This is a genomic window from Pseudolabrys sp. Root1462, from assembly GCF_001426945.1.
GTDB lineage: Bacteria > Pseudomonadota > Alphaproteobacteria > Rhizobiales > Xanthobacteraceae > Pseudolabrys.
In genome coordinates, this window is sequence record NZ_LMFS01000003.1 from 282,121 (window position 1) to 303,943 (window position 21,823).

Genomic DNA, 21,823 nt, shown 5'->3' on the forward strand with positions numbered 1-21,823 from the left:
ACGCGCTTTCTTCGCGCGAAACCGGTTTCCACTTGGCCGGAAAACGCTATAGAACCCGCTGGACCATGGCATTGACCGTCAAAATCTGCGGCCTGCGCACCTCGGAAGCTCTTGATGTGGCGATTGAATCCGGCGCCGATCAGGTCGGCTTCGTGTTTTTTCCGCCGAGCCCGCGCAATCTCGGCCTCGAGGCCGCCCGCCTGCTCGGCGAGCGGGCGCAGGGCCGCGCCGTCAAGGTCGCGCTCTCGGTCAATGCCAACAACGACATGCTGGCGGCCATCATCGCCGCGCTCAAGCCGGACATGCTGCAGCTCCACGGCGACGAGACGCCGGACCGCGTCGCCGTCGTGCGCTCGCGCTTCGGCCTGCCGGTGATGAAGGCGCTGCCGATCGCGACGCGCGCCGACCTGTCGCCGATCCGCGAATTCGACAAGGTCGCAGATCGTCTGCTGTTCGACGCGCGACCGCCGCAGGATGCGACACGCCCGGGCGGCCTCGGCGTGCCGTTCGACTGGACGCTGCTGGCCGGCATCAAGCCGGACGTACCTTACATGCTGTCCGGCGGCCTCGACGCCTCCAATGTCGGCGAAGCGCTGCGCATCACGCGCGCCCCCGGCGTCGACGTATCGTCCGGTGTCGAACGTGCGCCCGGCGAGAAAGACCTCGACAAGATCCGCGCCTTCATCCGCGCCGCGCGCGCGGCGGATAGTGCGCTCGACGAAAAGGTGAGTGCATGAGCGTACAGCCGTTGAACTCCTTCCGAACCGGGCCGGACGAGCGCGGGCATTTCGGTATTTACGGCGGCCGCTTCGTCGCCGAAACGCTGATGCCGCTGATCCTCGATCTGGAGAAGGCCTATAACGAGGCCAAGGCCGATCCGAATTTCAAAAAAGAAATGGATCACACGCTGGCGCACTATGTCGGCCGGCCATCGCCTTTGTATTTCGCCGAGCGCCTGACCGAAAAACTCGGCGGCGCGAAGATCTACTTCAAGCGCGAGGATCTCAACCACACCGGCGCGCACAAGGTGAACAACGTCACCGGCCAGATCATGCTGGCGCAGCGCATGGGCAAGAAGCGCATCATCGCCGAGACCGGTGCCGGCATGCATGGCGTCGCGACGGCGACATTGTGCGCCAAGTTCGGCCTGCCCTGCATCGTCTATATGGGCGCGGTGGACGTCGAGCGGCAGCAGCCCAACGTGCTGCGCATGAAGATGTTAGGCGCCGAGGTGCGCGCGGTCGAGAGCGGCTCGAAGACGCTCAAGGACGCGATGAACGAAGCGCTGCGCGACTGGGTCACCAACGTCACCGATACGTTCTATTGCATCGGCACGGTGGCCGGCCCGCATCCTTATCCGGCGATGGTGCGCGACTTCCAGTGCATCATCGGCAACGAAACCCGCGAGCAGATGCAGAAGGCCGAAGGCCGCCTGCCGGATTCGCTGGTCGCCTGCATCGGCGGCGGCTCCAACGCCATGGGGCTTTTCCATCCGTTCCTCGACGACCGTTCGGTCGATATCTACGGCGTCGAAGCCGCCGGCCATGGCATTCCGTCGGGCCAGCATGCGGCGTCCGTCACCGGCGGCCGTCCCGGTGTTTTGCATGGCAATCGCACGTATCTCCTGATGGACGACGACGGCCAGATCATCGAGGCGCATTCGATTTCCGCGGGCCTCGATTATCCCGGCATCGGTCCCGAGCACTCCTGGCTGGGCGACATGGGCCGCATCAAATTCCTGTCGGCGACCGATCAGGAAGCCGTCGCGGCCTTCCAGTTGTGCAGCCAGTTAGAAGGCATCATTCCGGCGCTGGAGCCGGCACATGCGCTGGCCCGCGTGTTCGATCTCGCCCCGAAGATGCCGAAGGATCACCTGATGGTGGTCAACCTGTCCGGCCGCGGCGACAAGGATCTCGCCAGCGTGCAGACCTGGCTGGAGGCGCATAAGTAATGACCACCCGTATCGAAAAGCGCTTCGCTGAACTCAAGGACGAAGGCCGCGCCGCGCTCGTCACCTTCGTGATGTCCGGCGATCCGGACTACGAGACGTCGATCGCCGTGATCAAGGCGCTGCCGAAAGCGGGCGCCGACGTCATCGAACTCGGCATGCCGTTCACCGATCCGATGGCCGACGGTCCGTCGATCCAGGCGGCCGGCGTGCGCGCGCTGAAAGGCGGGCAGACGCTGAAGAAAACGCTGCAGATGGTGCGCGAATTCCGCAAGGGCGAAGCCAATACGCCGATCGTGCTGATGGGCTACTATAATCCGATCTACATCTACGGCGTCGACAAGTTTCTGGTCGATGCCAAGGAAGCCGGCGTTGACGGTCTGATCGTCGTCGATCTGCCCCCGGAAGAAGACGAGGAGCTCTGCCTGCCGGCCTTGAAGGCGGGTCTCAACTTCATCCGCCTGGCGACGCCGACGACCGACGACAAGCGTCTGCCGGCAGTGCTGAACAACACCTCGGGCTTTGTTTATTACGTATCGATCACCGGCATCACCGGCTCGGCGGCGCCGGACGCGGCCAAGGTTTCGGCGGCGGTTGCCCGCATCAAGAGGCATACCAAGCTGCCGGTGGCGGTCGGTTTCGGCGTCAAGAATGCCGACAGCGCCCGCGCCATTGCCGCCGGCGCCGACGGCGTCGTGGTCGGCTCGGCGCTGATCGATGCCCTGAAAAAGACCCTCGACGGCAATGGTAAAGGCGGCCCGGCAACCGTGAAGGCGGTGGCCGACCTGGTTGCGGACATCGCCAGCGGCGTCAAGGCGGCGCGCAAGGTGGCGGCGGAGTAGCGTCGGCAGCGGCGCGTCATTGCCCGCCGGATCGGGTAATCCGGTAACCACAATTCGTTCATAGTGGCGCAGTAGACAAAGACGGCTTACATCCGGCGGATACTGGGTCATCCGCCCACGCGGATGATGACGCCGGAGCAAACGCGAGCTTTTCGATGAACTGGATCAACAACGTCGTACGGCCGAAGATCCGCAGCATTCTGCGCCGCGACACGCCGGAAAACCTCTGGATCAAGTGTCCGGAGACCGGCCAGCTCGTGTTCTACAAGGACGTCGAGCAGAACCAGTTCGTCATTCCGTCGTCGGGCTATCACATGCGCATCTCGGCGCCGAAGCGGCTGTCGAGCATGTTCGACAACGGCGAATACGAAGACATTGCGCTGCCCGAGGTGCAGGTCGATCCGCTGAAATTCCGCGACGAGCGCCGCTACGCCGACCGTATCAAGGATGCGCGCACCAAGACCGGCTATCAGGATGCGGTGAAGCTCGGCATCGGCCGTCTCGAAGGCCAGATGGTCACCATCGGCGTGCAGGATTTCGACTTCATGGGCGGTTCGCTCGGCATGGCCGCCGGCGAGGCGATCATCGCCGGCCTGGAAACGGCGGTGAAGCGCGAGACGCCATTCATCATGTTCGCCGCTTCGGGCGGCGCGCGCATGCAGGAAGGTATTCTGTCGCTGATGCAACTGCCGCGCACCACCGTCGGCGTGCAGATGCTGCGCGAAGCGAAGAAGCCCTATATCGTCGTTCTCACCAATCCGACGACCGGCGGCGTTACCGCGTCCTATGCGATGCTGGGCGACGTCCACATCGCCGAGCCGGGCGCATTGATCGGCTTCGCCGGTCCGCGCGTCATCGAACAGACCATCCGCGAGAAACTGCCGGCTGGCTTCCAGCGCGCCGAATATCTTGCCGAGCATGGCATGGTGGATATGGTTGTGCATCGCCATCAGTTGCGCTCGACGCTCGGCGACTTGTGCCGGCTGCTGACCAAGGCGCCGGCTTACGTTCCCGGCAAGCAATTGCCGGCGGCGTGATCTTTTCCCTCCCCCGCGGAGCGGTGGGAGGTCGATTTGCGTGGCGTCAGCGATGCAAATCGGGGTGGGGGGCAGCCCCATCTTTATCGTATAAATTTCCCGACCCGCGACCCGTCCCCGCCACTCGCAAGAGTTCGCAGGGAAGGAGACGCGGGGCATGACAGATAGAGACATGAATCCCGTCGATTTAATCCTCGCGCGGCTGACCGCGCTGCATCCCAAGCGGATCGATCTGTCGCTCGATCGCATCGAGCGGCTGCTCGCCGCGTTGGATCACCCGGAACGCAAGCTGCCGCCGGTCATCCATGTCGCCGGCACCAACGGCAAGGGTTCGACGGTCGCGTTTCTGAGGGCCATTCTCGAGGCGGCCGGGCTCGCAGTCCACGTCTATACCTCGCCACACCTGGTGCATTTCAACGAGCGGTTCCGTCTCGGTCAGAAAGGCGGCGAGGGCGCGCTGGTCGATGACGTCGAATTGTCGGCTGTGCTCGAGGAGTGCGAACGTGCCAATGGCGATGCGCCGATCACCGTGTTCGAGATCACCACCGCCGCCGGCATGCTGCTGTTCTCGCGGCATCCGGCCGACGTTCTGCTGCTCGAGGTCGGTTTAGGCGGACGGCTCGATGCCACCAATGTCATCGACAAGCCGATGGCCTCGATCATTACGCCGGTATCGCTCGATCATCTCGAATTCCTGGGCGACACGCTGGACAAGATCGCGTTCGAAAAAGCCGGCATCATCAAGCCCGGCGCGCCGGTGATCGTCGCGGCGCAGCCGCGCGATGCGCTCGCGGTGATCGAGCGGCAGGCGGGACGTATGAAGGCGCCGATCCGCGTCGCCGGCGAGAACTGGACGGCGACTGAAGAACGCGGAAGGCTGGTCTATCAGGACGACAACGGCCTGCTCGATCTGCCGGCGCCGAAATTATTCGGCCGGCATCAGTTCGAGAATGCCGGTCTGGCCATCGCGGCGCTGCGCGCGATTCCGACTCTGAAGCTCTCGCCGGCAGCGTTCGAAGCCGGCATGACCAAGGCCGACTGGCCGGCGCGACTGCAGCGCCTGAGCAGCGGCCGGCTGGTCGATCTCGTTCCGCAAGGCGCCGAGTTGTGGCTCGACGGCGGACATAATCCCGATGGCGGCCGGGCTGCGGCCGCAGCGCTCGCCGACCTCGAGGACCGCGTGTCGCGGCCGCTGGTCATGATCGTCGGCATGCTGTCGACCAAGGATGCCTCGGGCTTCCTGCGCAATTTCACCGGGCTGGCGCGGCGCATGATCACCATCCCGGTGCCCGGTGCCGACAAGGGTCTGAGCGCGGAAGATGTCGCTGCCGCCGCGACCGCGGTCGGCGTGCAGGCGGTGTCGCGAGGCAATATCGATGAGGCCCTGGATGCAGTGCGCAAGCTCGATCTCGATCCGCCGCCGCGTATCCTGATTACGGGGTCGCTCTATCTGGCCGGCGAGGTGTTGCGCGAGAACGGCACGGAGCCGACGTAATTTCTGCCGTCCCCGCGAAGGAGGGAACCCATCCTCGCTTCGCTCGGTGTCCGACAACCGGAGTCACTTCAATAGCTTCAACAGATCCGCCTTCTTTTGCGCGGTCACCTGTTTCATCGTGCATTGCTTCGGCGCCTTGTCGGGCCGCCAGCGCAGCAGCCGTGTGCCGTGGCGGAAGCGCCCGCCGCTGAAATGGTCGTAACAGACTTCGACCACCAGTTCGGGCTTGAGCGGCTGCCATTCCGACGAACGCTTGGTTGACCAGCGGCTCGGCCCGCCGGGCTTGTCGCCGGAAAAGCCTTCGCCGCCGATGAATTTCTTCAGCTTTGCCGTCAGCGCCTTCTTCTCGGCCGCCCTCAGCGAGGAGGTGAAGCCGACATGATCGAGCAGGCCTTCGTCGTCATAGAGCCCGAGCAGCAGCGAGCCGACAACCTTGGTGCCTTCGTTGTAGCGGAAGCCGCCGACCACGCAGTCGGCACTGCGATAGTTCTTGATCTTCTGCATGCCGAGACGGTTGCCGGACTGATAGGGCAGGTCGAGGCGCTTGGCGATGATGCCGTCGAGTGTGGCGCCGACTTGGGTCAGCCACTTCTTTGCATCGGCGAGCTTTATTGTCGCCGGCGACAGCCGGATCGTCTTGCGGCCGCGCGCGTGCTTTTTCATGAAGCTCTCGAGTGTCTTGCGACGCTCGCTGAGCGGCTGCTTGATGAGGGTGTCGCCATCGGCATCCATCAGCAGGTCGAATACGATCAGCAGCGCCGGCGTTTCCTTCGCCAGCCTGGTGACACGGCTCGCGGCGGGGTGGATGCGCTGGAGCAGATTGTCGAACGAGAACACGCGGCCGTCCGGCACGACGATTTCGCCGTCGAGCACAAAGCGCTTGGCTTTCAGGTCAGAGAGCGTCGCGACGACATCCGGGAAATAGCGCGTCAGCGACTGGCCGGATTTCGATTGCAGCTCGATCTTCGTGCCGTCGCGAAAGGCCAGGCAGCGGAAGCCGTCCCATTTGGGCTCGTATTGCCATTGCCGGCCTTGCGGGATCTCGTCCACGGACAAGGCTTCCATCGGCGGGTACGGTCTGTGGAACGCGGCACACATCGCGCAACAACGCGGCGCGCCCGTTCCGGTTCAGACACAATGGCTACCCCCCTCCAGGAGAAGGCGAAGACAAACAAAAACGGCCGGGCAAGCCCGGCCGTTGCAACCTCAATCTGTGCGGACATCAGACCGCGGCGGTGATCCACTGCTGCAGCTTCTGCTTCGGCGCGGCGCCGACCTGACGGTCCTTGATCTCGCCACCCTTGAACAGCAGCAGGGTCGGGATCGACATGATGCCGTACTTGGCGGCGATGTTCGGGTTCTCGTCGACGTTCAGCTTGACGATCTTCACCTTGTCGCCGAGCGCGCCGGAAATCTCTTCGAGCGCCGGGGCGATCATGCGGCACGGACCGCACCACTCAGCCCAGAAGTCCACCACAACCGGCTCGGACGAATTCAGAACGTCCGTGTCGAAACTTGCATCCGTAGTCTTTCCGACGGCCATGATGAGCCCCTTTACTGTGACTGGCGGCTCGAGAATCGCGCCGCAGAATTGCGAGGCCCGGAACGTATGGACGGGCCCCTACAGCGTCAAGACAGTGATCGCGGGGACGTGACCGTCGCCAGGGCATGGGTCAGCGCTTCGCTGGAAAGCTCCATCAGATCAGGTACTTCGGTCCAGATGAGGGCGCAGCGGATGGCCCGGCCGGGGTATAATTTGGCGAGGACGGCGCGGTACAATGCAAGCTGGCGGACATAAAGTGGCGGAACCTCGCCAAGGCTGCGCGGCGCCGGCCGATTCGTCTTGTAGTCGGCGATCAGCACCCAGTCCGCTGTGACGACGAGGCGGTCGACCTGGCCGCTGACGCGGACCTCGTCGCCGCCGATGCGCAGCCGGCCGACGATCGGCACCTCGGCGCGGCTGCCCGGACCGAACAAATCGCGAAAGCGGACATCGTCGAGCACGCCCAACACGTCGGCGGCCAGCCTGGCGCGATCGGCGGCGGATAAGTCCTCGCCGGAGCGGGCGAGGTAATCCTCGGCCGCCTTGAGCCTGCGCTCGGCAGGAATGCCGGGCAGCGATTGCAGCAGGCGATGCGTCAGCGAACCGCGCAGCAGCGCAGTACCATCACCACTGGTGAAGACCGGCCGTTGTTCGTCGTCGGCAAAGCCCGATGGCGTTACCGTGCGCACCGCGATGTCCTCGCGCGGCGCGTTGCGCGTCAGCCAGCCGGGCAGAGCGATCGGCTCGTCCTTCTTGCCGGTTTTGTTGTCGTTCGCCGGCGGCGGCGCCGCAATCGGCTCGCCCTTGCGGAAGCGCCACACATTGCCGTCGCCGTCATCGGCCGGCTCTTCGCGACTCTGATCGCGCAGCGCGTCGCTGACGAGTTCGTACCAGCAGCCGGTCGGAATCTTCTGAGTGCCCTTGGAGCCGCAGATCACCAGCCGTTCGGCGGCGCGCGTCATGGCCACGTAGAGCAGGCGGCGATATTCGTCGCGCGCCTCGCGCTGCGCCATCGCGCGCGCGTCCGACAATGCTTCGACATCCTCCTTCTGCCCCTTGGCCCAGACCAGCGCGCCCTGGTCGAGATTGAACAGGCGCGGGTCCTGCTTGCCGGTCGGCTTCGAGGTGGTGTCGGCCAGGATTACGGTGTTGGCTTCCAGACCCTTGGCGCCGTGTACGGTCATCACCCGCACTTCGTCACGCGCCAATTCCATGTCGCGTCGCACTTCGCTCTGCGCCGCACGCAGCCAGGCGAGGAAGCCTTGCAGCGACGGTGTTTCGCGCGTCTCGTAGTCGAGCGCGAGGTTGAGGAATTCGTCGAGAGCATCGTTGGCTTCCGGGCCGAGACGCCGCAGGATTTCGGCGCGGCCGCGGAGCGGGCCGAGCACATGAGCGAAGAAGGCGAACGGCGTCATGTGCCGTGCCGCGCCGTCGAGTTCGTCGAGCCGCCGCGCCGCTGCGGCGAAGGACAGGTCGTCACCGGCTTTCGCAAGAAGGCTGGCGCGCAGCGAGCCCTTGCGGCCGTAAGCCAGTGCGAACAGTTGCTCTTCGGACAGGCCGAACAGCGGCGACTTCAGCACGCTGGCGAGCGCCAGATCGTCGTCGGCGAGCAGCAGGCAATCCGCCAGTGCCATCAGGTCCATCACCGCGATATGCTCGGTGAGCACCAGACGGTCGGCGCCGGCCACCGCAATGCCGGCGCTCTTGAGCGCGCGGATGATCGACTCGAACAGCGGCCCGCGCTGACGCACCAACACCAGAACATGGCCGGCCTTGAGGCCGTGATCGATCCAGATCTTGACCTGTCGGGCAATACGCCGCGCCAGCCTCACGCGCGGGCTTTCCTCGCTTTCGGTGTCGAACGGCGCGTCCCAGCCTTCCATGTCGCGGCGTTCGGAAGGCTCGATCAGCGGCCAGATTTCCACCAGACCGGGCGCGGTTTCCGGCAGCGCGTGATGCTCCGGCATGCCCACCGTATCGGTGGTGACGCTGGCATAAACGTCGGGCGCCTTGAACACCTCATCGACCGAGCCAAGCACCGTCTCGCCGGAGCGGAATGAATACTGAAAGCGCAGAAACTTCCAGCCCTGCTGCTGGCTGGTGAACTGCCGCTCGAACATGCGCCGCATCTCGTCGAACTCGTGCGGCGCGGCGCCCTGGAACGAGAAGATCGACTGTTTCTCGTCGCCGACCGCGAACACGGTGCGCTTGAGGTCGGGTCGCGCGCCGCCGGCCACGAATTCGCCGACGATGGTGCTGATCACCTGCCACTGCTTGGGGCTCGTATCCTGCGCCTCGTCGATCAGCACATGGTCGATGCCGAGATCGAGCTTGTACAACACCCAGGCGGCGGAAGCCTGACCGAACAGTTGCAGCGTCTTGTCGATCAGATCGTCATAGTCGAGCAGCGCGCGGCGCTCTTTCTCCGCGCGATAGCGTTTGATCACTTCGGCAGCAATGGTGACCAGCGCGCGGGTGCGGTCGCGCGCCGCCACCGCGCGTTCGCGGGCGAGCAGGGCGCAGACGCGGCCCTGCTCCTGGCGCAGCAGGTCGAGCCAGACCGGATGCTCGTCGGCGATCGCCTTGGTGACGATGTTCTTGCGCGGCGCCAGTTCGGCGGTGCAGAAAATTCGCAGATAATTGTTGATGCGCTCGCGGCCGATGCTGGCCTGCGCCGCGACGAGCGCGTCGATGTGCCCCTGTTCGGTCTTGGCGCCGCGCGACAGCACCTCGATCAGCGCCGGCCAGTCGCTTTCCGGGATGACCGAATGCGAGAAGAATTCGCGCTCCAGCGATTCGGCAGTGTCGCCCGGCGCGATGCCGAAGCTTTGCGACAGCGCGTCCATCGCCGCGTCGATCGAGCCGGCCTGCCTGATCCAGTGCTCGATGGTGTCGCGCTTCTTGATGGCGTCGCCGATCACATCCATGAAAGTCTGGTCGGCGGCGACGACGATGGCGGTGGCGAGCGCGCGGCCGAGCGCCGTGTTGGCGTCGGCCGAGGCCTCCTGGAGCACGTCGAGCGTCAGCCGATTGAGCAATTCCGCCGTGGTGGCGTCGTCGAGCACCGAGAAGCGTGCGCCGACATTGGCCTCGAACGGAAACTGGTGCAGCAGCCGCGTGCAGAAAGCGTGGATGGTCTGCACTTTCAGTCCGCCGGGGGTTTCCAGCGCCGAGGCGAACAGCCGCCGGGCCCGCGCGCGCTGCGCCGGGCCGGCGAGCTTGCCGGTGGACAACCGGATCTTCTCGTCGAGTTCGGCGTCCGGCAGCGTGCTCCAGGCCGCCAACGTGTCGAACACGCGCGTCGCCATGTTGGCGGCGGCCGCCTTGGTGAAGGTGATACAGAGGATCTTGGCCGGGTCGGTGCCGCGCAGCAGCAGATTGATGACGCGCTGCGCCAGCACATGGGTCTTGCCGGAGCCGGCATTGGCGGAGACGAAGGCCGAAATGTCCGGATCGGCGGCCTCGATCTGCACATTGCGAACGTGATCGGGAATGACGCGGGTGCCGCTCTTGCCGGTACTCATGGCAACTCCTCATCCCGTCCGCCGAGCGACCATTCCTTGACGCGCGCCAGATGATCGTAGTCGCCGTAGTGATTGCTCCACATCGGATGCACCAGCGACAGATAGGGCACGCCGGCATCCTCGAAGGTGTTGGCAAGCTCGATCAGCCGCGTCAGCGCGTGGTCGGCCTGCGTGTCCGGCGTGCCGTCCTTGAAATCGATGGTTTCATCCTTGCCGGGCTGATAGCCGCCGCGCAATGTCACATAGGCGACCTCGGCAACCGAGCCGGGCCGCAGCGGCTTGAAACCGCCCTTGCGCAGGATGGCGCCTTCCAAAGTGAGCTGCGGCGCCAGCCCGGTGCGCACCTGCTTTTCGGTGCGGGCCTGGCCGGTCTTGTAATCGACGATGGCGTAAGAGCCGTCGCGCCGCCATTCGATGCGGTCGGCGATGGCCGACAGCGTGAACTCGCGCTGCCCGATCGGAAACTTGAACTCGCCCTTGATCTCGGCATGCAGCGTTTGCACCGTGGCGCGGCGGTTGCGCTCCCACTGCACGAACCACTGGGCGATGCGCTTGAAGCGCGGCCACCAGAAGGCGCGCGCTTCGGGAAAGTCGCTGAGCGCGGCAAACCGCGCTTCACCGAGTTTGAGCAATTCGCCGAGCGGCTCGAGCGGCAGACTGTCGGCGAACTTCACCGTGAAGTCGCCGATGGCGCCGTGAATCACGGTGCCGCGGTCGCGCGCACCGGGCGGTGTATCGACCGGATCGAGCGGTTGCAGGCGCAGAATGTGCTTGGCGTAAACCGTGTAGGGATCGCGCAGCCAGTCTTCGATGGCTGTGACCGACAGCCGCGACGGCCGCGCCTCGATGGGCGGCTTTGGTGCCGGACGTTCGATGGCCTTCACTTCGGCCGGCTGATCCAGCGCGCGGGCAAAAGCGAGAATGCGCTCGCCGCGCCTGGTCACTTCCTGCCAGCGCGCTGCGCCGGCGAGCGCCGCAATGCGCTGCACGAAGCGCGAACTCACGGTCGGCGCACCGGCGACCTTGGCGGCGCGGCTCAGGACCACTTCGCGCGCACCCATCATCTGCGCGAAATCGTGCGCCGACAGGCCGATGCGCCGCTCCGGCGCATCGAGGCCGAGTTTGCGCCGCATCGGCCGCGACAGCCACGGATCGCTGCGCGTCTCCGGCGGCCAGGTGGTTTCATTGAGGCCACCGAGCACGACGAGATCGAAGTTCTGCAAGCGGGCTTCGAGCGGACCGTAGATATGGACGCGGACGTCGCGAATCTCCGGCCGCCGCACCACGCGGTCGGCGATCGCGGTGTGAAACAGCTCGAGGTAATCGCCGCGCGAAATGGCCAGGCCGTTGGCGGTCGGGCTTTCAATGATCTCGACGTAAGCGCGCGAGAGCGCTTCGCCGTCGTTATTGTCGAAAGCGGCAACCTCGTCACTATTGCGGCTGAGCGCGGCGACGACATTCTTGTGGCAGGACGTCAGCGCCGCGAGACGGTGATCGGCGCCCTTGAGCTGCTCGAGCGGGGCCAGCGCCTCGCCCAGTCCTTCGATCAAACCGGCGGCAGCATCGATTTCCTCCGGCGTGATCAGCCAACGCGGGTCGCTGCGATGCATCTCGTCGCGGTTGGCGCGGAAATGCATGATCGCCTGGCGCAGGCCGTCGCTGCCCGGGCGTGGCCGCGGCCCACGCAGCAGGGCGCGCTCCAACGCCGCAACGGCATTGCGTAGTCCGCCATCGGTCGCACCGAGCCGCAGCAAGGGGTGCTTGAGCAGCGCCAGCAGCGTCACCGGTTCGCAGCCATTGAGCGCGACGTCGCCGGCCAGCCGCGCGAACACGCCGGCGCTTGTATCGGCGAGCGAATCGCCGCCGGAATCGTCCACTGCGACATGCCAGCGGTCGAGCGCGGCGCGCACGCGGCGGGCCAGCGCGCGATCCGGCGTGACCAGTGCCGCGGTCTTGCCGGGCGTGTCGAGCGCCTCGCGCAAGGTAACGGCGATGCTGAGCGCCTCTTCCTCGGCATTCGCGGATTCAATCGCGGTCACCGCGGCGAGCGCCCGGTCGGTCGCCGCGGCGAAGTCCGGCATGTCGCGATGCGCCTGCCAGCGTTCGGTGGTGGCGGCGGGACGTAACGCCTCGGACACCAGCGCCTCGCGGCCGAACGGCGCCGGCGGGCTGAGCGTTTCGATCTCGTCGCGCGTGATGCCGATGGTCTTGAGCAGCGCCTGCATGGCGAATTGCGCATGCCCGGCGGCCGGTGTGCCGTCATGGGTCTTGTCGTCGTCGCGGCCGGAAATCTGATCCCACGACGCGGCGTCGAGATCGAGATCGAGCCCCGGAAGTACCACGGCGCCATGCGGCAACTTCGCGATCGTGGCCAGCAGTTTAGCGGTCGCCGGCATCGAGCCTGTCGAACCGGCGGCGATGACCGGGGCGTCGCTGCCGGCCAAACGCCTGGCTTCGGCTTCGATGAGCTGGTCGCGGCGTTCGGTTGCCTCGATGGCGCCGCGTTCGGCGCGCAGCGCCGGCCAGGCTTCGCGCGCGATCTTGAGGAAGCGCAGCGACAACTGCCAGTAGTGATCGAGATCGTCGGGCACCAGGCCGTCGAGTTCGCTCCACGCCACCTGCCGCGTCGTCATGTCGTCCATCAGCCGCGCCAGGTCGTCGGCGAGTCCGAGTGCGGCCGGCGGGGTGTTGGCGATCAGCGGCGAGCCGGCAGCGCCGCGCACCTCGGGCGTGTTGGCCCATTGCAGGATGAGCTCGGCGAGCAACAGCCGACGCTCCAGCGGCGCGATCGCCGGCGGCAGAGCCAGCGCGGCTTCGGCGAGTGCTCCGGTGGCGGCTTCGGCGAAAGCGATCTCGTCCTCGTCGATGTCGCCGAGCGGCACGATACGGGGCAGGATCGCGGCCTCTGTGCCGAGCCGATCGAGAAAGACGTCTCGCGCGAGCCGGCAGGCTCGCCGCGTCGGCAGATACAGCGTGGCGCGGGACAATTCGAGCGGATCGTCCGAAGCCGGAAAGCCCTGCACCAGCCGGCCAGCGAGCAACGCATCGATCAGCGCCGGCAAGAATGGCGCCGAAGCGGGGATGGTGAAGACATTGGGCTTCATGCGGCGAGCTTACACGAAGAATGATGGATGGGTGGATTGCCAGTCGCTCCGAGCGCGGGCGTTCAGCGAGCGAACCTGGAATCCGGAAGCAAGCTTAGTCAACCTGGCTGGACTCCGCAGCGTGCAACCCGCTGCTGCACTCGTGCCACCGAGTGATGACCGCCGGGCATGGCGCAAACCTACCCCGCGCTCTCGGCGATCGCCCGTTCCGCCTGGCCGATTGCGTCGGGCGTACCGACATGCATCCACAGGCCGTCAAGGCGCAGGCCGTAGAGCCGGCCGTTCTCGATGGCGCGGTTGAACAGCTTGGTCAGCGAAAAAGCGCCCTGCGGCGCGCCGTCGAACATCTGCGGCGACAGGATCGCGGCGCCGGCATAGACGAAGGGCGCGACGTCGCGCTCAGCGCGCGGATGAAGGCGGCCGTCCGCGGCCATCAGAAAATCGCCGCGCCCGGCATAGCCGATGCTGCCGGCCGTCGGCGCCAATAGAAGCAGCGCATCCATCGTCGCCGCGTCGAAGCGTTCGGCGAGCCGCGTCAGGTTCGGCTGCACGCCGTCGATCCAGATCGTGTCGGAATTGATGTGATAGAACGGCGCCGGGCCGATCAGCGGCAGCGCCTTGACAACGCCGCCCCCGGTGTCGAGCAGCGCGTCGCGCTCGTCCGATATGACGACCGCGGGCCGGCGGCGCTGCGCGACATGCGCGATGATCTGCGCGCCGAGATAATGCACGTTCACGATCGCCTTCTGAACGCCGGCATTGGCGAGCCGGTCGAGCACATGATCGAGCAGTGCCTTTCCGGCGACCTTGACCAGCGGCTTCGGCATCGTATCGGTCAGCGGCCGCATGCGCTGGCCGAAGCCGGCGGCAAGCACCATGGCGCGGCGCGGCGTTTCGATGCTCATGGATTTTTCGTGTCCGGTGCGGGAATGTTGTCGCGGTACCAGGCGGAAAGCGGCGCCAAGGCGGGATGCGCCAGCGCACGCTGCAGATAGGTCCATACGCGCGGCAGATGACGCAAATATTGCGGCTTGCCGTCGCGCTTGTCGAGGCGGGCGAAGATGCCGAGAATTTTCGACGCGCGCTGCGCCGCCATCAGTGCATAGAGGTGTGTGAACCTCTTGGCGTCAAAGTCGGGCTCGTTGAGCCGCGCCCGCGTGTAACGCGTAAGCAAGCCGATCTCGAGTGCTTCCGGCACATCGACGCGCGCATCCTGCAGCAGCGAGGCGACGTCGTAGGCCGCCGGGCCCATGACCGCGTCCTGGAAGTCGAGAACGCCGACGCGCTTGATACCATCGCGGTGCGGCAGCCAGATCAGGTTCGGCGAATGATAATCGCGCAGCACCCAAGTCGGGGGCGCCGCGAGCGCCGGCTGCAGCGCGTCGCGCCACAGCATGCGATAATCGGCGCGCAAGGCATCGCCCGGCGTCACGTCGCGGAACGGCAGGAACCAGTCGATCAGCAGCGATACTTCGATCAGCATGGCGCCGATGTCGTAGCGCGGCACCCGGTACATCGTGCTGGCATCGACCCGCAGCACGTCTGGCTTCGGCACGCTGTGCAAGGCCGCGAGCAGATCGACCGCGGCGACATAACGCTCTTCGAGCGGCGCCGGCGGATCGCCGGCCACGACCGCTTCGCTGCCGAGGTCTTCGAGAACGATCAAACCTGCGGCCCGATCGCTGGCGATCAGTTCGGGCGCGGAGAAGCCGCCATCGCGTAGCGCGCGCGCCATGGCGATGAACGGCGTCACGTCCTCGGCGAGATGGGCGATGGCGCTGTAGGGCTTGCCGTCCTCGACCGGCGGTCCATCGGGACGGCGCGGCGCGTTCATCAGAATGTAGCTGGCGCCGTCGCGCTCGAGTCGCTCATACATGCGGGTCGAGGCGTCGCCCTGCATGCGCGTGCGGCGCGCGGCGCTAAAACTCATGTCGCTGAGGAAGCGGCGAACGACCTGAATGCGTTCGACGCGCGAGGCGAGTCTGCCATGGCCGGTAACCTCGCAGTGGCGATAGCTGTCGCTCTGCGCGGCATCGAGCGCGAGCGCGACATCGATGCGGTCGGGCGGCAGATACCCTGCGGCGCGGTCCGGCCATTCGATCAGCATCACGGTCGAGGCGGCTTCGTCATCGAAGCCCAGTTCGCTGAGTTCGTCGGGGCCCGACAACCGGTAGAGATCGGCATGGACCAGATGAAAGCGCGGCAGATCGTAAGTCTGCATCAGCGTGAAGGTCGGGCTCGGTACTTCGAGTTCATCGTCGCCGGCGAGGTGACGGATGAAGGCGCGGGCGAAAGCCGACTTGCCGGCGCCGAGATCGCCCGACAGCGCGATGACGTCGCCGGGCTCGATCAGGTTGGCGATGTCGGCCGCGAGCCGACGCGTCGCCGCTTCGTCGCCGAGCGCGGTCGAGAAACTGAAAGCGCCGGAACTTGGGGCCGACATCGAATCATCCTGAATTGAGACGCTTCTTTATAAGCAAGACGTGGCGCGAGCCGCTAGTGAGCGTTGGCTTCCAAACTGCCGCGATCGTGCCTTGTTTTGACCGCGCTTCATCACATCGTCGCCTTGGTTGAGGAAACATCGCGATTTTCCCCTGTTTTCGGAACGCTTCCCGTCGGGGGCACGTTGACGGTGCCGAGGGGTTTGACGAACGAAGAAAATGGAGAATTCTCATGCGTAGATTTATCACCGGACTTTCCGCCGCTGCAGTCGTCGCGGCTGCCATTGCGATGCCGACCCTGGCGAGCGCCGAGCCGGCTTACGGCCGCAGCGAAGGCCCGTACGTCAGCTATGGCGCGCCGCTGGCTGGTGCCGCTGTCGGCACGGCCGTAGGCGTCGGTCTTGCTAACGGCTGGTACGGCGCCGCGCCTGCCATTGCCGGCACCGCGCTTCCCACCACCGCCGCCGGTGCGGCCGCTGTCGGCGGCGTTGCCGGTATCGGCACTGTCGCGCTGATCGACGGCGTTGTGCAGCCGTGCCGCGGCTTCCATGCGCTGTTCGGCGCCAATCGTGAAGCCTGCGTCGACGGTCAGTACGTCGGCTACGCGCCGCGTGCTCAGCGCTACTATCGCTAAGCCTCTCCCGGGGTAAGTGTAGCGTAGCGTCTTGTGCGCGTAGATGCGTAAGCCAAGGCCCCCGCGGTTCGCCGCGGGGGTTTTCTTTTGGGGGTGGCGGCGGAGTAAAAAACTCCGTTCATTCCCGCGAAAGCGGGAATCCAGAAGTGAAGAACTGGGTCCCCGCTTTCGCGGGGACGAGCGGAGATTGTCGAGGGCGGTTTAAGCCGCGCTGCGCTTGGCCGGCGCGGCGATCCGGGCCGGCTCGGTTTCAGCCGGCTGGCGATGCTGCTCGGCCGGGAAGACGCAGGTGAAGGTAGTTCCGCGGCCGACGGTGGAATCGATCGACACCGAGCCGCCGTGCAGTTCGACGAAGGAGCGCACAAGCGACAGGCCAAGCCCCGTGCCGCGATGCTGCGAACCCTTGGAGTCGGTCTCGAACATGTCGAAAACCTTCTCCTGCCGTGCCGGCTCGATGCCGGGGCCGTGGTCGGTCACCGAGAAGATCACGTCGCCATTGCGGCGCTCGGCAGCGAGCGTGACTGTCGCGTTGGCCGGCGAGAAGCCGATCGCATTCGACAAGAGATTGAAGAGGATCTGCCGCAGCCGCTTGGCGTCGGCGGCAAAGCTGCCGATGTCCGAAGCCGCGACGATGTCGAGCCGCAGATTGTTCTTGATCAGCCGGTCCTGCACGCCCTCTGCGGCTTCCGCCATCGACGAACGAATATCCACCTGCGTCAGATTCAGCGTCATCGCGCCGGCATCGATGGTCGCGAGGTCCAGGATGTTGTTGATGATCGCCAGCAGCGCGTTGGTCGAGGTGGTGATGTAGCCGAGATATTCGTGCTGCTTCGGCGTCAGCGGGCCGAACACCGGATCGGCCAGCAGGTTGGCGAAACCGATGATGTTCGTCAGCGGCGAGCGCAATTCATAAGAGACGTGATGCACGAACTCGATCTTGATCGAGTCGGCGGCGACGAGCGCTTCGTTGCGCTCGCGCAGCGCGCGCTCGACATTGACGGTGTCGGTGACGTCCTGGAACGTGACCAGCGTCGCGCCATCCGGCAGCGGCATGGTGGCCATGTCGATCATCATGCCGTCGCGGCGCTCGATGCGCGCGGTGAGCGGCGTGCGGTTGTCGATGCCGGTCACCCCGGCGCGCAGGCCTCGCCACAGTGCGCTGTCGTCGTGCAGCGCCTGCGACCAGGCGGTGACGGCCTCGACGTGCGGATGCGTGTTCAGCGCCTCGGGCGTCAGCTTCCACAGACGCTGGAACGCCGGATTGTGCAGGCGGACGCGCCCGTCCGAGCCGAACACGGCAACCGCTTCGGCGAGATTATCGAGCGTCTCGCTCTGCACCTTGTTGAGCGCTTCGTAGTTGCGGCGCATCGCGAGCCGCTCGGTAACATCGTCGTACAGGTACGTCACGCCGCCTTCGGGATTGGGCGTGGTGACGACGCGCAAGGTGCGGCCGTCCGGCAGATGCCACATGTGCTCCTTCGGCTCGACGGCGCGGTAAGCTTCATAGAGCTGCTGCTTCCACTGCCGGAAGTCCTGCTCCTCGGGCAGCTTGCGCGCGCTGCGCAGCGTATCGAGAACGCTGGTGTCGGTCGGCGTCTGGTCGAGCATGACGGGATCGAGATCGAACAGCGCGCGAAATGCAGTGTTGTAGAATGTGAGCTTGCGGTCGGCGTTGAAGATGGCGACGCCGGTGGCGAGCTGGTCGAGGAGGCGCCGATGCGCCTCGGTCATGCGCCGCAATTCGGTGCGCATGGTTTCCGCCTCGGTGCGATCGATGGCGATGCCTGCGGCACCGAACACCGTCGGGGTGTCGAGCACGTCGAAAATGCGCCGTTCACCGGCGACCACGGCGGGCAGGCGCTTGGCAAACGACTGACCGTCAGCGCGCAACCGCATGATCTCGGCGCGGGCGGTCCCTTCCAGCAGCTCGAGATTGCGTTCGACCGCGCCGGTTGCGTCGTCCGCCTCGACGGCGTGGGCATAGGCGGAGTTGACGAAGATGAGACGGCCGGCGGCATCGCGCGCCCAGACCGGCGCCGGCAGCGCCTCGAGCATCGTCTTCAGGGTTTCGAGATCGCCGGCGAGACGGTCGTGCTTGGTCGAGACCGCCACCAGTTCGCTTTCGATGCCACTGACATCACGCAAGCGGAGCACGGCGCGGCCGCCGAGCGCCCGCCCTTCGGCTTCGAGCGGCCGACCGGCCTGGGTGGTCAGCGTCATGACGAAGCCGCGACCTTCGCCCCGCAGCCGCGTCACCGCATCTTCCATGCGCTGCGCCGCCGCCGGTTCGAGCCAGGCACCGAAAGCGAGCACGCGCTGCGGCGCGCCGCCGGGCGCGACAATGGCGGTATCGCCTAGAATTTCCGGTTCGTCCGCCGCCGCCGGCCAGGTGATGATGACCTGGGGCTGCGACAGCAACAGTTGCCGGAGCCGGTCGATCTCCGCCTGCATCGCCATGGCGTCGTCACGCGACACGTGATCGCGACGGCCGCCGCGGCTGCGAATCAGCACGGCGGTGGCGAGCACGGCGAAGCAAACGAGGCCGGCGAGCAGCGTGAAGGTCGCAATTTCCTGGCGGCCGAACGAGGCCACCGCGCGATCGAGCGCCGATCCATCGGCCGCCGCCGCATCTTGCGCGACGGTCAGACCTGTCAGGATGACGGCGGCGAAGAATCCGCCTCGTATCGGACGAGAACGCAATGCCTCGTTCGCCGTCCGGAATCCTTCCGGCATTCAGATTGCCCCACGGGACGCGTCAAGGAGTGCGGTCGCTCACCGCCGTACCGCTCGCGAATCATTGGACTTTACCCCTCAGGCGACTCCCGCCGATAGAGTCCATAAGGGGAACGGAGCAAGGCACAGCAATCATTCCAGCGGCGCCGGCAATTCGGCGGGCGCTAGCCCTGATCGAGGACCTGCTTCGTCATGGCTTCGACGCTGATCGCGGCGAGCGCGGTCGAGAAGCTGCGCTCCGCTTCCGCCAGCGCCGGACGCACCACATCGCTGACCAGCCCGGACGGCGGCAGCGGCGGATCTTCGGCCTCTTCGGTGCTGGATGCGGCGCGCAGGATATCTTCGGCGGTGATCTGGTGATGTTCGCGCGCCAGTTCGTAGCCGCCGTGCGGGCCGCGAATGCCGCGCAGGATGCCGTCGCGCACCAGCGCTTGCAGCACGGGCTCCAGATGGCGCGGCGGCAACTGGTGGCGCGCCGCCAACGCCTTGGCCGAAACCGGCCGATTACTGGCGTTCACGGCGACATCGATCACGGCGGCAATGGCGAGGACGCCCTTGCGGGAAACGAGCGGCATAATCGGCACCACATGCAACTAATGCAAAGGTAATAGATTACAGTTGATAAAACGTCTAGCGCAAAAGACGCCGGCGCTTCTCAACTTCCGGTGGAACCGAAACCGCCCGTGCCGCGGGTTGTCTGATCGAGAACATTTACCTCGGTAAAAACGGCGCGCGCAACGGTTGCAATGACGCATTGCGCGATTCGCATACCCCGGCTGACGACAACGGGTTCGCTACCGAGGTTGACCAGCAGCACCTGCACCTCGCCGCGATAATCGGCATCGATGGTGCCCGGCGCGTTGAGCACGGTCAGTCCCTGCTTCATCGCCAGGCCCGAACGTGGACGTACCTGCGCCTCGAAGCCCTCGGGCAATGCCATCGCCAGACCGGTCGGCACCAGCGCGCGCGCGCCGGGTTTGATGGTCAACGGCTCATCGGCGGGCAGCGCGGCGGTGAAGTCGAAGCCGGCGGCGAGCGCGCTCTGATAGGCCGGCAGCGGCAGATCCTGCGCGTGCGTCAGGCGCGTGATCCGAATCTCGGTACTGATCAATTCTTGTCTCCCGTCAGAGTCGCGGCGATCCTTTGGATCAGCATCGCTGCGGCCTCCTCTTTGCTTTGCGGCGGCCAGTCATCGACACCGGCGGCTGTCACCAGGTGAATGGTGTTGCTGTCACCGCCCATGATACCGGTCGATGGTGACACGTCGTTGGCCAAAATCCAGTCGCAGCCTTTGCGGGCGAGCTTGGCCTTGGCATTGGCGATGACGTGCTCGGTCTCGGCGGCGAAGCCGATCACCAGCCTCGGCCGGCCGGCGGTGCGGTGGGCAATGGTCGAGAGAATGTCGGGATTCTCGGCGAGCGCCAGTTGCGGGGTGGCCGCGCCCGGCTGCTTCTTGATCTTTTGATCGCCGGCATTGGCGACGCGCCAGTCGGCCACCGCTGCAGCGAAGATTGCGACGTCGGCGGGCAGGGCTTTTTCGACGGCGGCCAGCATGTCGCGTGCGCTTTCGACGTCGATGACTTCGACATTATCCGGCTTCGGCAGATTGACCGGGCCGCTGACCAGAACGACGTCGGCGCCCGCTTCGGCGGCGGCGGCGGCGATGGCGTAGCCCTGCTTGCCCGAGGAGCGGTTGGCGATGTAGCGCACCGGATCGATCGGCTCATGCGTCGGGCCGGCGGTGATGAGGATGCGTTTGCCCTTGAGCGGCAGCGCGGCGCCATCGGCTTTCAGCAAACGCTCGACGGCGCCGGCGATCTCCAGCGGCTCGGCCATGCGGCCAAGGCCGCGTTCGCCGCGCTCCGCCATCTCGCCTGCATTCGGGCCGATCAAGGCGACACCGTCGGCCTTGAGCTGCTTGAGATTGCGCTGCGTCGCCTTGTGCGCCCACATCGCCGGGTTCATTGCCGGCGCCAGCAAGATCTTAGCCGTTGTCGCCAGTAGCACGGCAGTGGCGAGATCGTTGGCGTGGCCTTGCGCCATCTTCGCCATCAGATCGGCGGTCGCCGGCGCGACGACGACGAGATCGGCTTCGCGCGCCAGGCGGATATGGCCGATATCGAACTCGTGCTCGGGATTGAACAGGTCGGTGTAGACGCGGCCGCCGACCAGCGCGCCGGCGGCGAGCTGGGTCACGAACTGCGTCGCCGCCTGCGTGAGAACGCAGCGCACGGCGAAGCCGCGCTCCTTCAGCCGGCGGATGAGGTCGAGCGATTTGTAGGCGGCGATGCCGCCGCCGATGATCAGCAGCACCCGGGGGTGGGCCGCGGAAGCCGCGCCGGCGGGCGTGTCCGGTGCCGCCGGTCGGGCCGGTGTTTCGGTCTCTCCGGCCGCCTCGCGCAAGATGCCGCGCACTTCATCTTCAACGGAGCGGCCGTTCCGCGCCGCACGCAGCCGCAACTGCTGTTTCAGCGCCTCGTCGAGCTGCCGGACAGTCAGGGAAGCCATCGAAAAACCTCACC

16 protein-coding genes are annotated in these 21,823 nt (G+C 66.0%); 6 read left to right on the forward strand and 10 right to left on the reverse strand.

Going from position 1 to position 21,823, the window contains the following annotated elements:
• The first annotated feature begins 65 nt into the window (after positions 1–65).
• The 5 genes from ASD45_RS18060 (at position 66) to ASD45_RS18080 (ending at position 5,322) form a co-directional block, all read left to right on the forward strand.
• Positions 66–737: a phosphoribosylanthranilate isomerase gene (locus tag ASD45_RS18060; protein ID WP_056913072.1), complete on the forward strand. Its 672-nt coding sequence runs from the start codon at positions 66–68 to the stop codon at positions 735–737.
• Positions 734–1,951: a tryptophan synthase subunit beta gene (trpB, locus tag ASD45_RS18065; RefSeq protein WP_056913073.1), complete on the forward strand. Its 1,218-nt coding sequence runs from the start codon at positions 734–736 to the stop codon at positions 1,949–1,951. The genes ASD45_RS18060 and trpB overlap by 4 nt, the downstream gene beginning before the upstream one ends.
• On the forward strand, positions 1,951–2,790 hold the full coding sequence (trpA, locus tag ASD45_RS18070; protein WP_056913074.1) for a tryptophan synthase subunit alpha: 840 nt from the start codon (positions 1,951–1,953) through the stop codon (positions 2,788–2,790). Before trpB ends, trpA begins: the two co-directional genes overlap by 1 nt.
• A 155-nt stretch (positions 2,791–2,945) precedes the next feature.
• Entirely contained in the window at positions 2,946–3,827 is an 882-nt protein-coding gene (accD, locus tag ASD45_RS18075; RefSeq protein ID WP_056913075.1) for an acetyl-CoA carboxylase, carboxyltransferase subunit beta, read from the forward strand.
• Positions 3,828–3,984: 157 nt separating this feature from the next.
• Positions 3,985–5,322, forward strand: coding sequence for a folylpolyglutamate synthase/dihydrofolate synthase family protein (locus ASD45_RS18080; RefSeq protein ID WP_056913076.1), 1,338 nt, complete (start codon positions 3,985–3,987; stop codon positions 5,320–5,322).
• A gap of 63 nt (positions 5,323–5,385) precedes the next feature.
• Here the strand turns inward: ASD45_RS18080 and ASD45_RS18085 are convergent, their stop codons facing one another.
• From ASD45_RS18085 to tsaE, 6 genes are all read right to left on the reverse strand, one after another.
• Positions 5,386–6,420: an ATP-dependent DNA ligase gene (locus ASD45_RS18085; protein ID WP_082541017.1), complete on the reverse strand. Its 1,035-nt coding sequence runs from the start codon at positions 6,418–6,420 to the stop codon at positions 5,386–5,388.
• Positions 6,421–6,544: 124 nt separating this feature from the next.
• Positions 6,545–6,865 carry a thioredoxin gene (trxA, locus tag ASD45_RS18090; protein WP_056913078.1) on the reverse strand — a complete coding sequence of 107 codons (321 nt, stop codon included), beginning with the start codon at positions 6,863–6,865 and terminating at the stop codon, positions 6,545–6,547.
• Positions 6,866–6,951: 86 nt separating this feature from the next.
• Positions 6,952–10,389: a double-strand break repair helicase AddA gene (gene addA / locus ASD45_RS18095; RefSeq protein WP_056913079.1), complete on the reverse strand. Its 3,438-nt coding sequence runs from the start codon at positions 10,387–10,389 to the stop codon at positions 6,952–6,954.
• Positions 10,386–13,493: a double-strand break repair protein AddB gene (gene addB / locus ASD45_RS18100; RefSeq protein WP_056913080.1), complete on the reverse strand. Its 3,108-nt coding sequence runs from the start codon at positions 13,491–13,493 to the stop codon at positions 10,386–10,388. The genes addA and addB overlap by 4 nt, the downstream gene beginning before the upstream one ends.
• A gap of 179 nt (positions 13,494–13,672) precedes the next feature.
• On the reverse strand, positions 13,673–14,398 hold the full coding sequence (locus ASD45_RS18105; RefSeq protein ID WP_056913081.1) for a nucleotidyltransferase family protein: 726 nt from the start codon (positions 14,396–14,398) through the stop codon (positions 13,673–13,675).
• Positions 14,395–15,936, reverse strand: a complete 1,542-nt coding sequence (gene tsaE, locus ASD45_RS18110; protein WP_056913082.1) for a tRNA (adenosine(37)-N6)-threonylcarbamoyltransferase complex ATPase subunit type 1 TsaE — start codon at positions 15,934–15,936, stop codon at positions 14,395–14,397. The genes ASD45_RS18105 and tsaE overlap by 4 nt, the downstream gene beginning before the upstream one ends.
• Before the next feature lie 230 nt (positions 15,937–16,166).
• Here tsaE and ASD45_RS18115 point away from each other — a divergent pair, with 230 nt between their 5' ends.
• Positions 16,167–16,568: a hypothetical protein gene (locus tag ASD45_RS18115; protein ID WP_156380968.1), complete on the forward strand. Its 402-nt coding sequence runs from the start codon at positions 16,167–16,169 to the stop codon at positions 16,566–16,568.
• Between the two features lie 201 nt (positions 16,569–16,769).
• On the opposite strand, the gene ASD45_RS18120 is transcribed toward ASD45_RS18115, so the two are convergent.
• From ASD45_RS18120 to coaBC, 4 genes are all read right to left on the reverse strand, one after another.
• A complete protein-coding gene (locus ASD45_RS18120; RefSeq protein ID WP_162249461.1) occupies positions 16,770–19,268 on the reverse strand; it encodes a PAS-domain containing protein in 2,499 nt (832 codons plus the stop codon).
• Between the two features lie 197 nt (positions 19,269–19,465).
• Positions 19,466–19,876 carry an Rrf2 family transcriptional regulator gene (locus ASD45_RS18125; protein ID WP_056913085.1) on the reverse strand — a complete coding sequence of 137 codons (411 nt, stop codon included), beginning with the start codon at positions 19,874–19,876 and terminating at the stop codon, positions 19,466–19,468.
• Between the two features lie 80 nt (positions 19,877–19,956).
• The gene (gene dut, locus ASD45_RS18130; protein WP_056913591.1) at positions 19,957–20,409 is read right to left on the reverse strand and encodes a dUTP diphosphatase; all 453 of its coding nucleotides are present in this window, start codon (positions 20,407–20,409) and stop codon (positions 19,957–19,959) included.
• On the reverse strand, positions 20,409–21,809 hold the full coding sequence (gene coaBC, locus ASD45_RS18135) for a bifunctional phosphopantothenoylcysteine decarboxylase/phosphopantothenate--cysteine ligase CoaBC (RefSeq protein ID WP_056913086.1): 1,401 nt from the start codon (positions 21,807–21,809) through the stop codon (positions 20,409–20,411). Before coaBC ends, dut begins: the two co-directional genes overlap by 1 nt.
• Between the last annotated feature and the right edge of the window lie 14 nt (positions 21,810–21,823).

Excerpts from the sequence above, each read along its gene's own strand:
- ASD45_RS18060 (WP_056913072.1), top strand. The coding sequence starts at position 66 with ATGGCATTGACCGTCAAAATCTGCGGCCTGCGCACCTCGGAAGCTCTT.
- trpB (WP_056913073.1), top strand. The coding sequence starts at position 734 with ATGAGCGTACAGCCGTTGAACTCCTTCCGAACCGGGCCGGACGAGCGC.
- trpA (WP_056913074.1), top strand. The coding sequence starts at position 1,951 with ATGACCACCCGTATCGAAAAGCGCTTCGCTGAACTCAAGGACGAAGGC.
- accD (WP_056913075.1), top strand. The coding sequence starts at position 2,946 with ATGAACTGGATCAACAACGTCGTACGGCCGAAGATCCGCAGCATTCTG.
- ASD45_RS18080 (WP_056913076.1), top strand. The coding sequence starts at position 3,985 with ATGACAGATAGAGACATGAATCCCGTCGATTTAATCCTCGCGCGGCTG.
- ASD45_RS18085 (WP_082541017.1), bottom strand. The coding sequence starts at position 6,420 with ATGTGTGCCGCGTTCCACAGACCGTACCCGCCGATGGAAGCCTTGTCC.
- trxA (WP_056913078.1), bottom strand. The coding sequence starts at position 6,865 with ATGGCCGTCGGAAAGACTACGGATGCAAGTTTCGACACGGACGTTCTG.
- addA (WP_056913079.1), bottom strand. The coding sequence starts at position 10,389 with ATGAGTACCGGCAAGAGCGGCACCCGCGTCATTCCCGATCACGTTCGC.
- addB (WP_056913080.1), bottom strand. The coding sequence starts at position 13,493 with ATGAAGCCCAATGTCTTCACCATCCCCGCTTCGGCGCCATTCTTGCCG.
- ASD45_RS18105 (WP_056913081.1), bottom strand. The coding sequence starts at position 14,398 with ATGAGCATCGAAACGCCGCGCCGCGCCATGGTGCTTGCCGCCGGCTTC.
- tsaE (WP_056913082.1), bottom strand. The coding sequence starts at position 15,936 with ATGTCGGCCCCAAGTTCCGGCGCTTTCAGTTTCTCGACCGCGCTCGGC.
- ASD45_RS18115 (WP_156380968.1), top strand. The coding sequence starts at position 16,167 with ATGCGTAGATTTATCACCGGACTTTCCGCCGCTGCAGTCGTCGCGGCT.
- ASD45_RS18125 (WP_056913085.1), bottom strand. The coding sequence starts at position 19,876 with ATGCCGCTCGTTTCCCGCAAGGGCGTCCTCGCCATTGCCGCCGTGATC.
- coaBC (WP_056913086.1), bottom strand. The coding sequence starts at position 21,809 with ATGGCTTCCCTGACTGTCCGGCAGCTCGACGAGGCGCTGAAACAGCAG.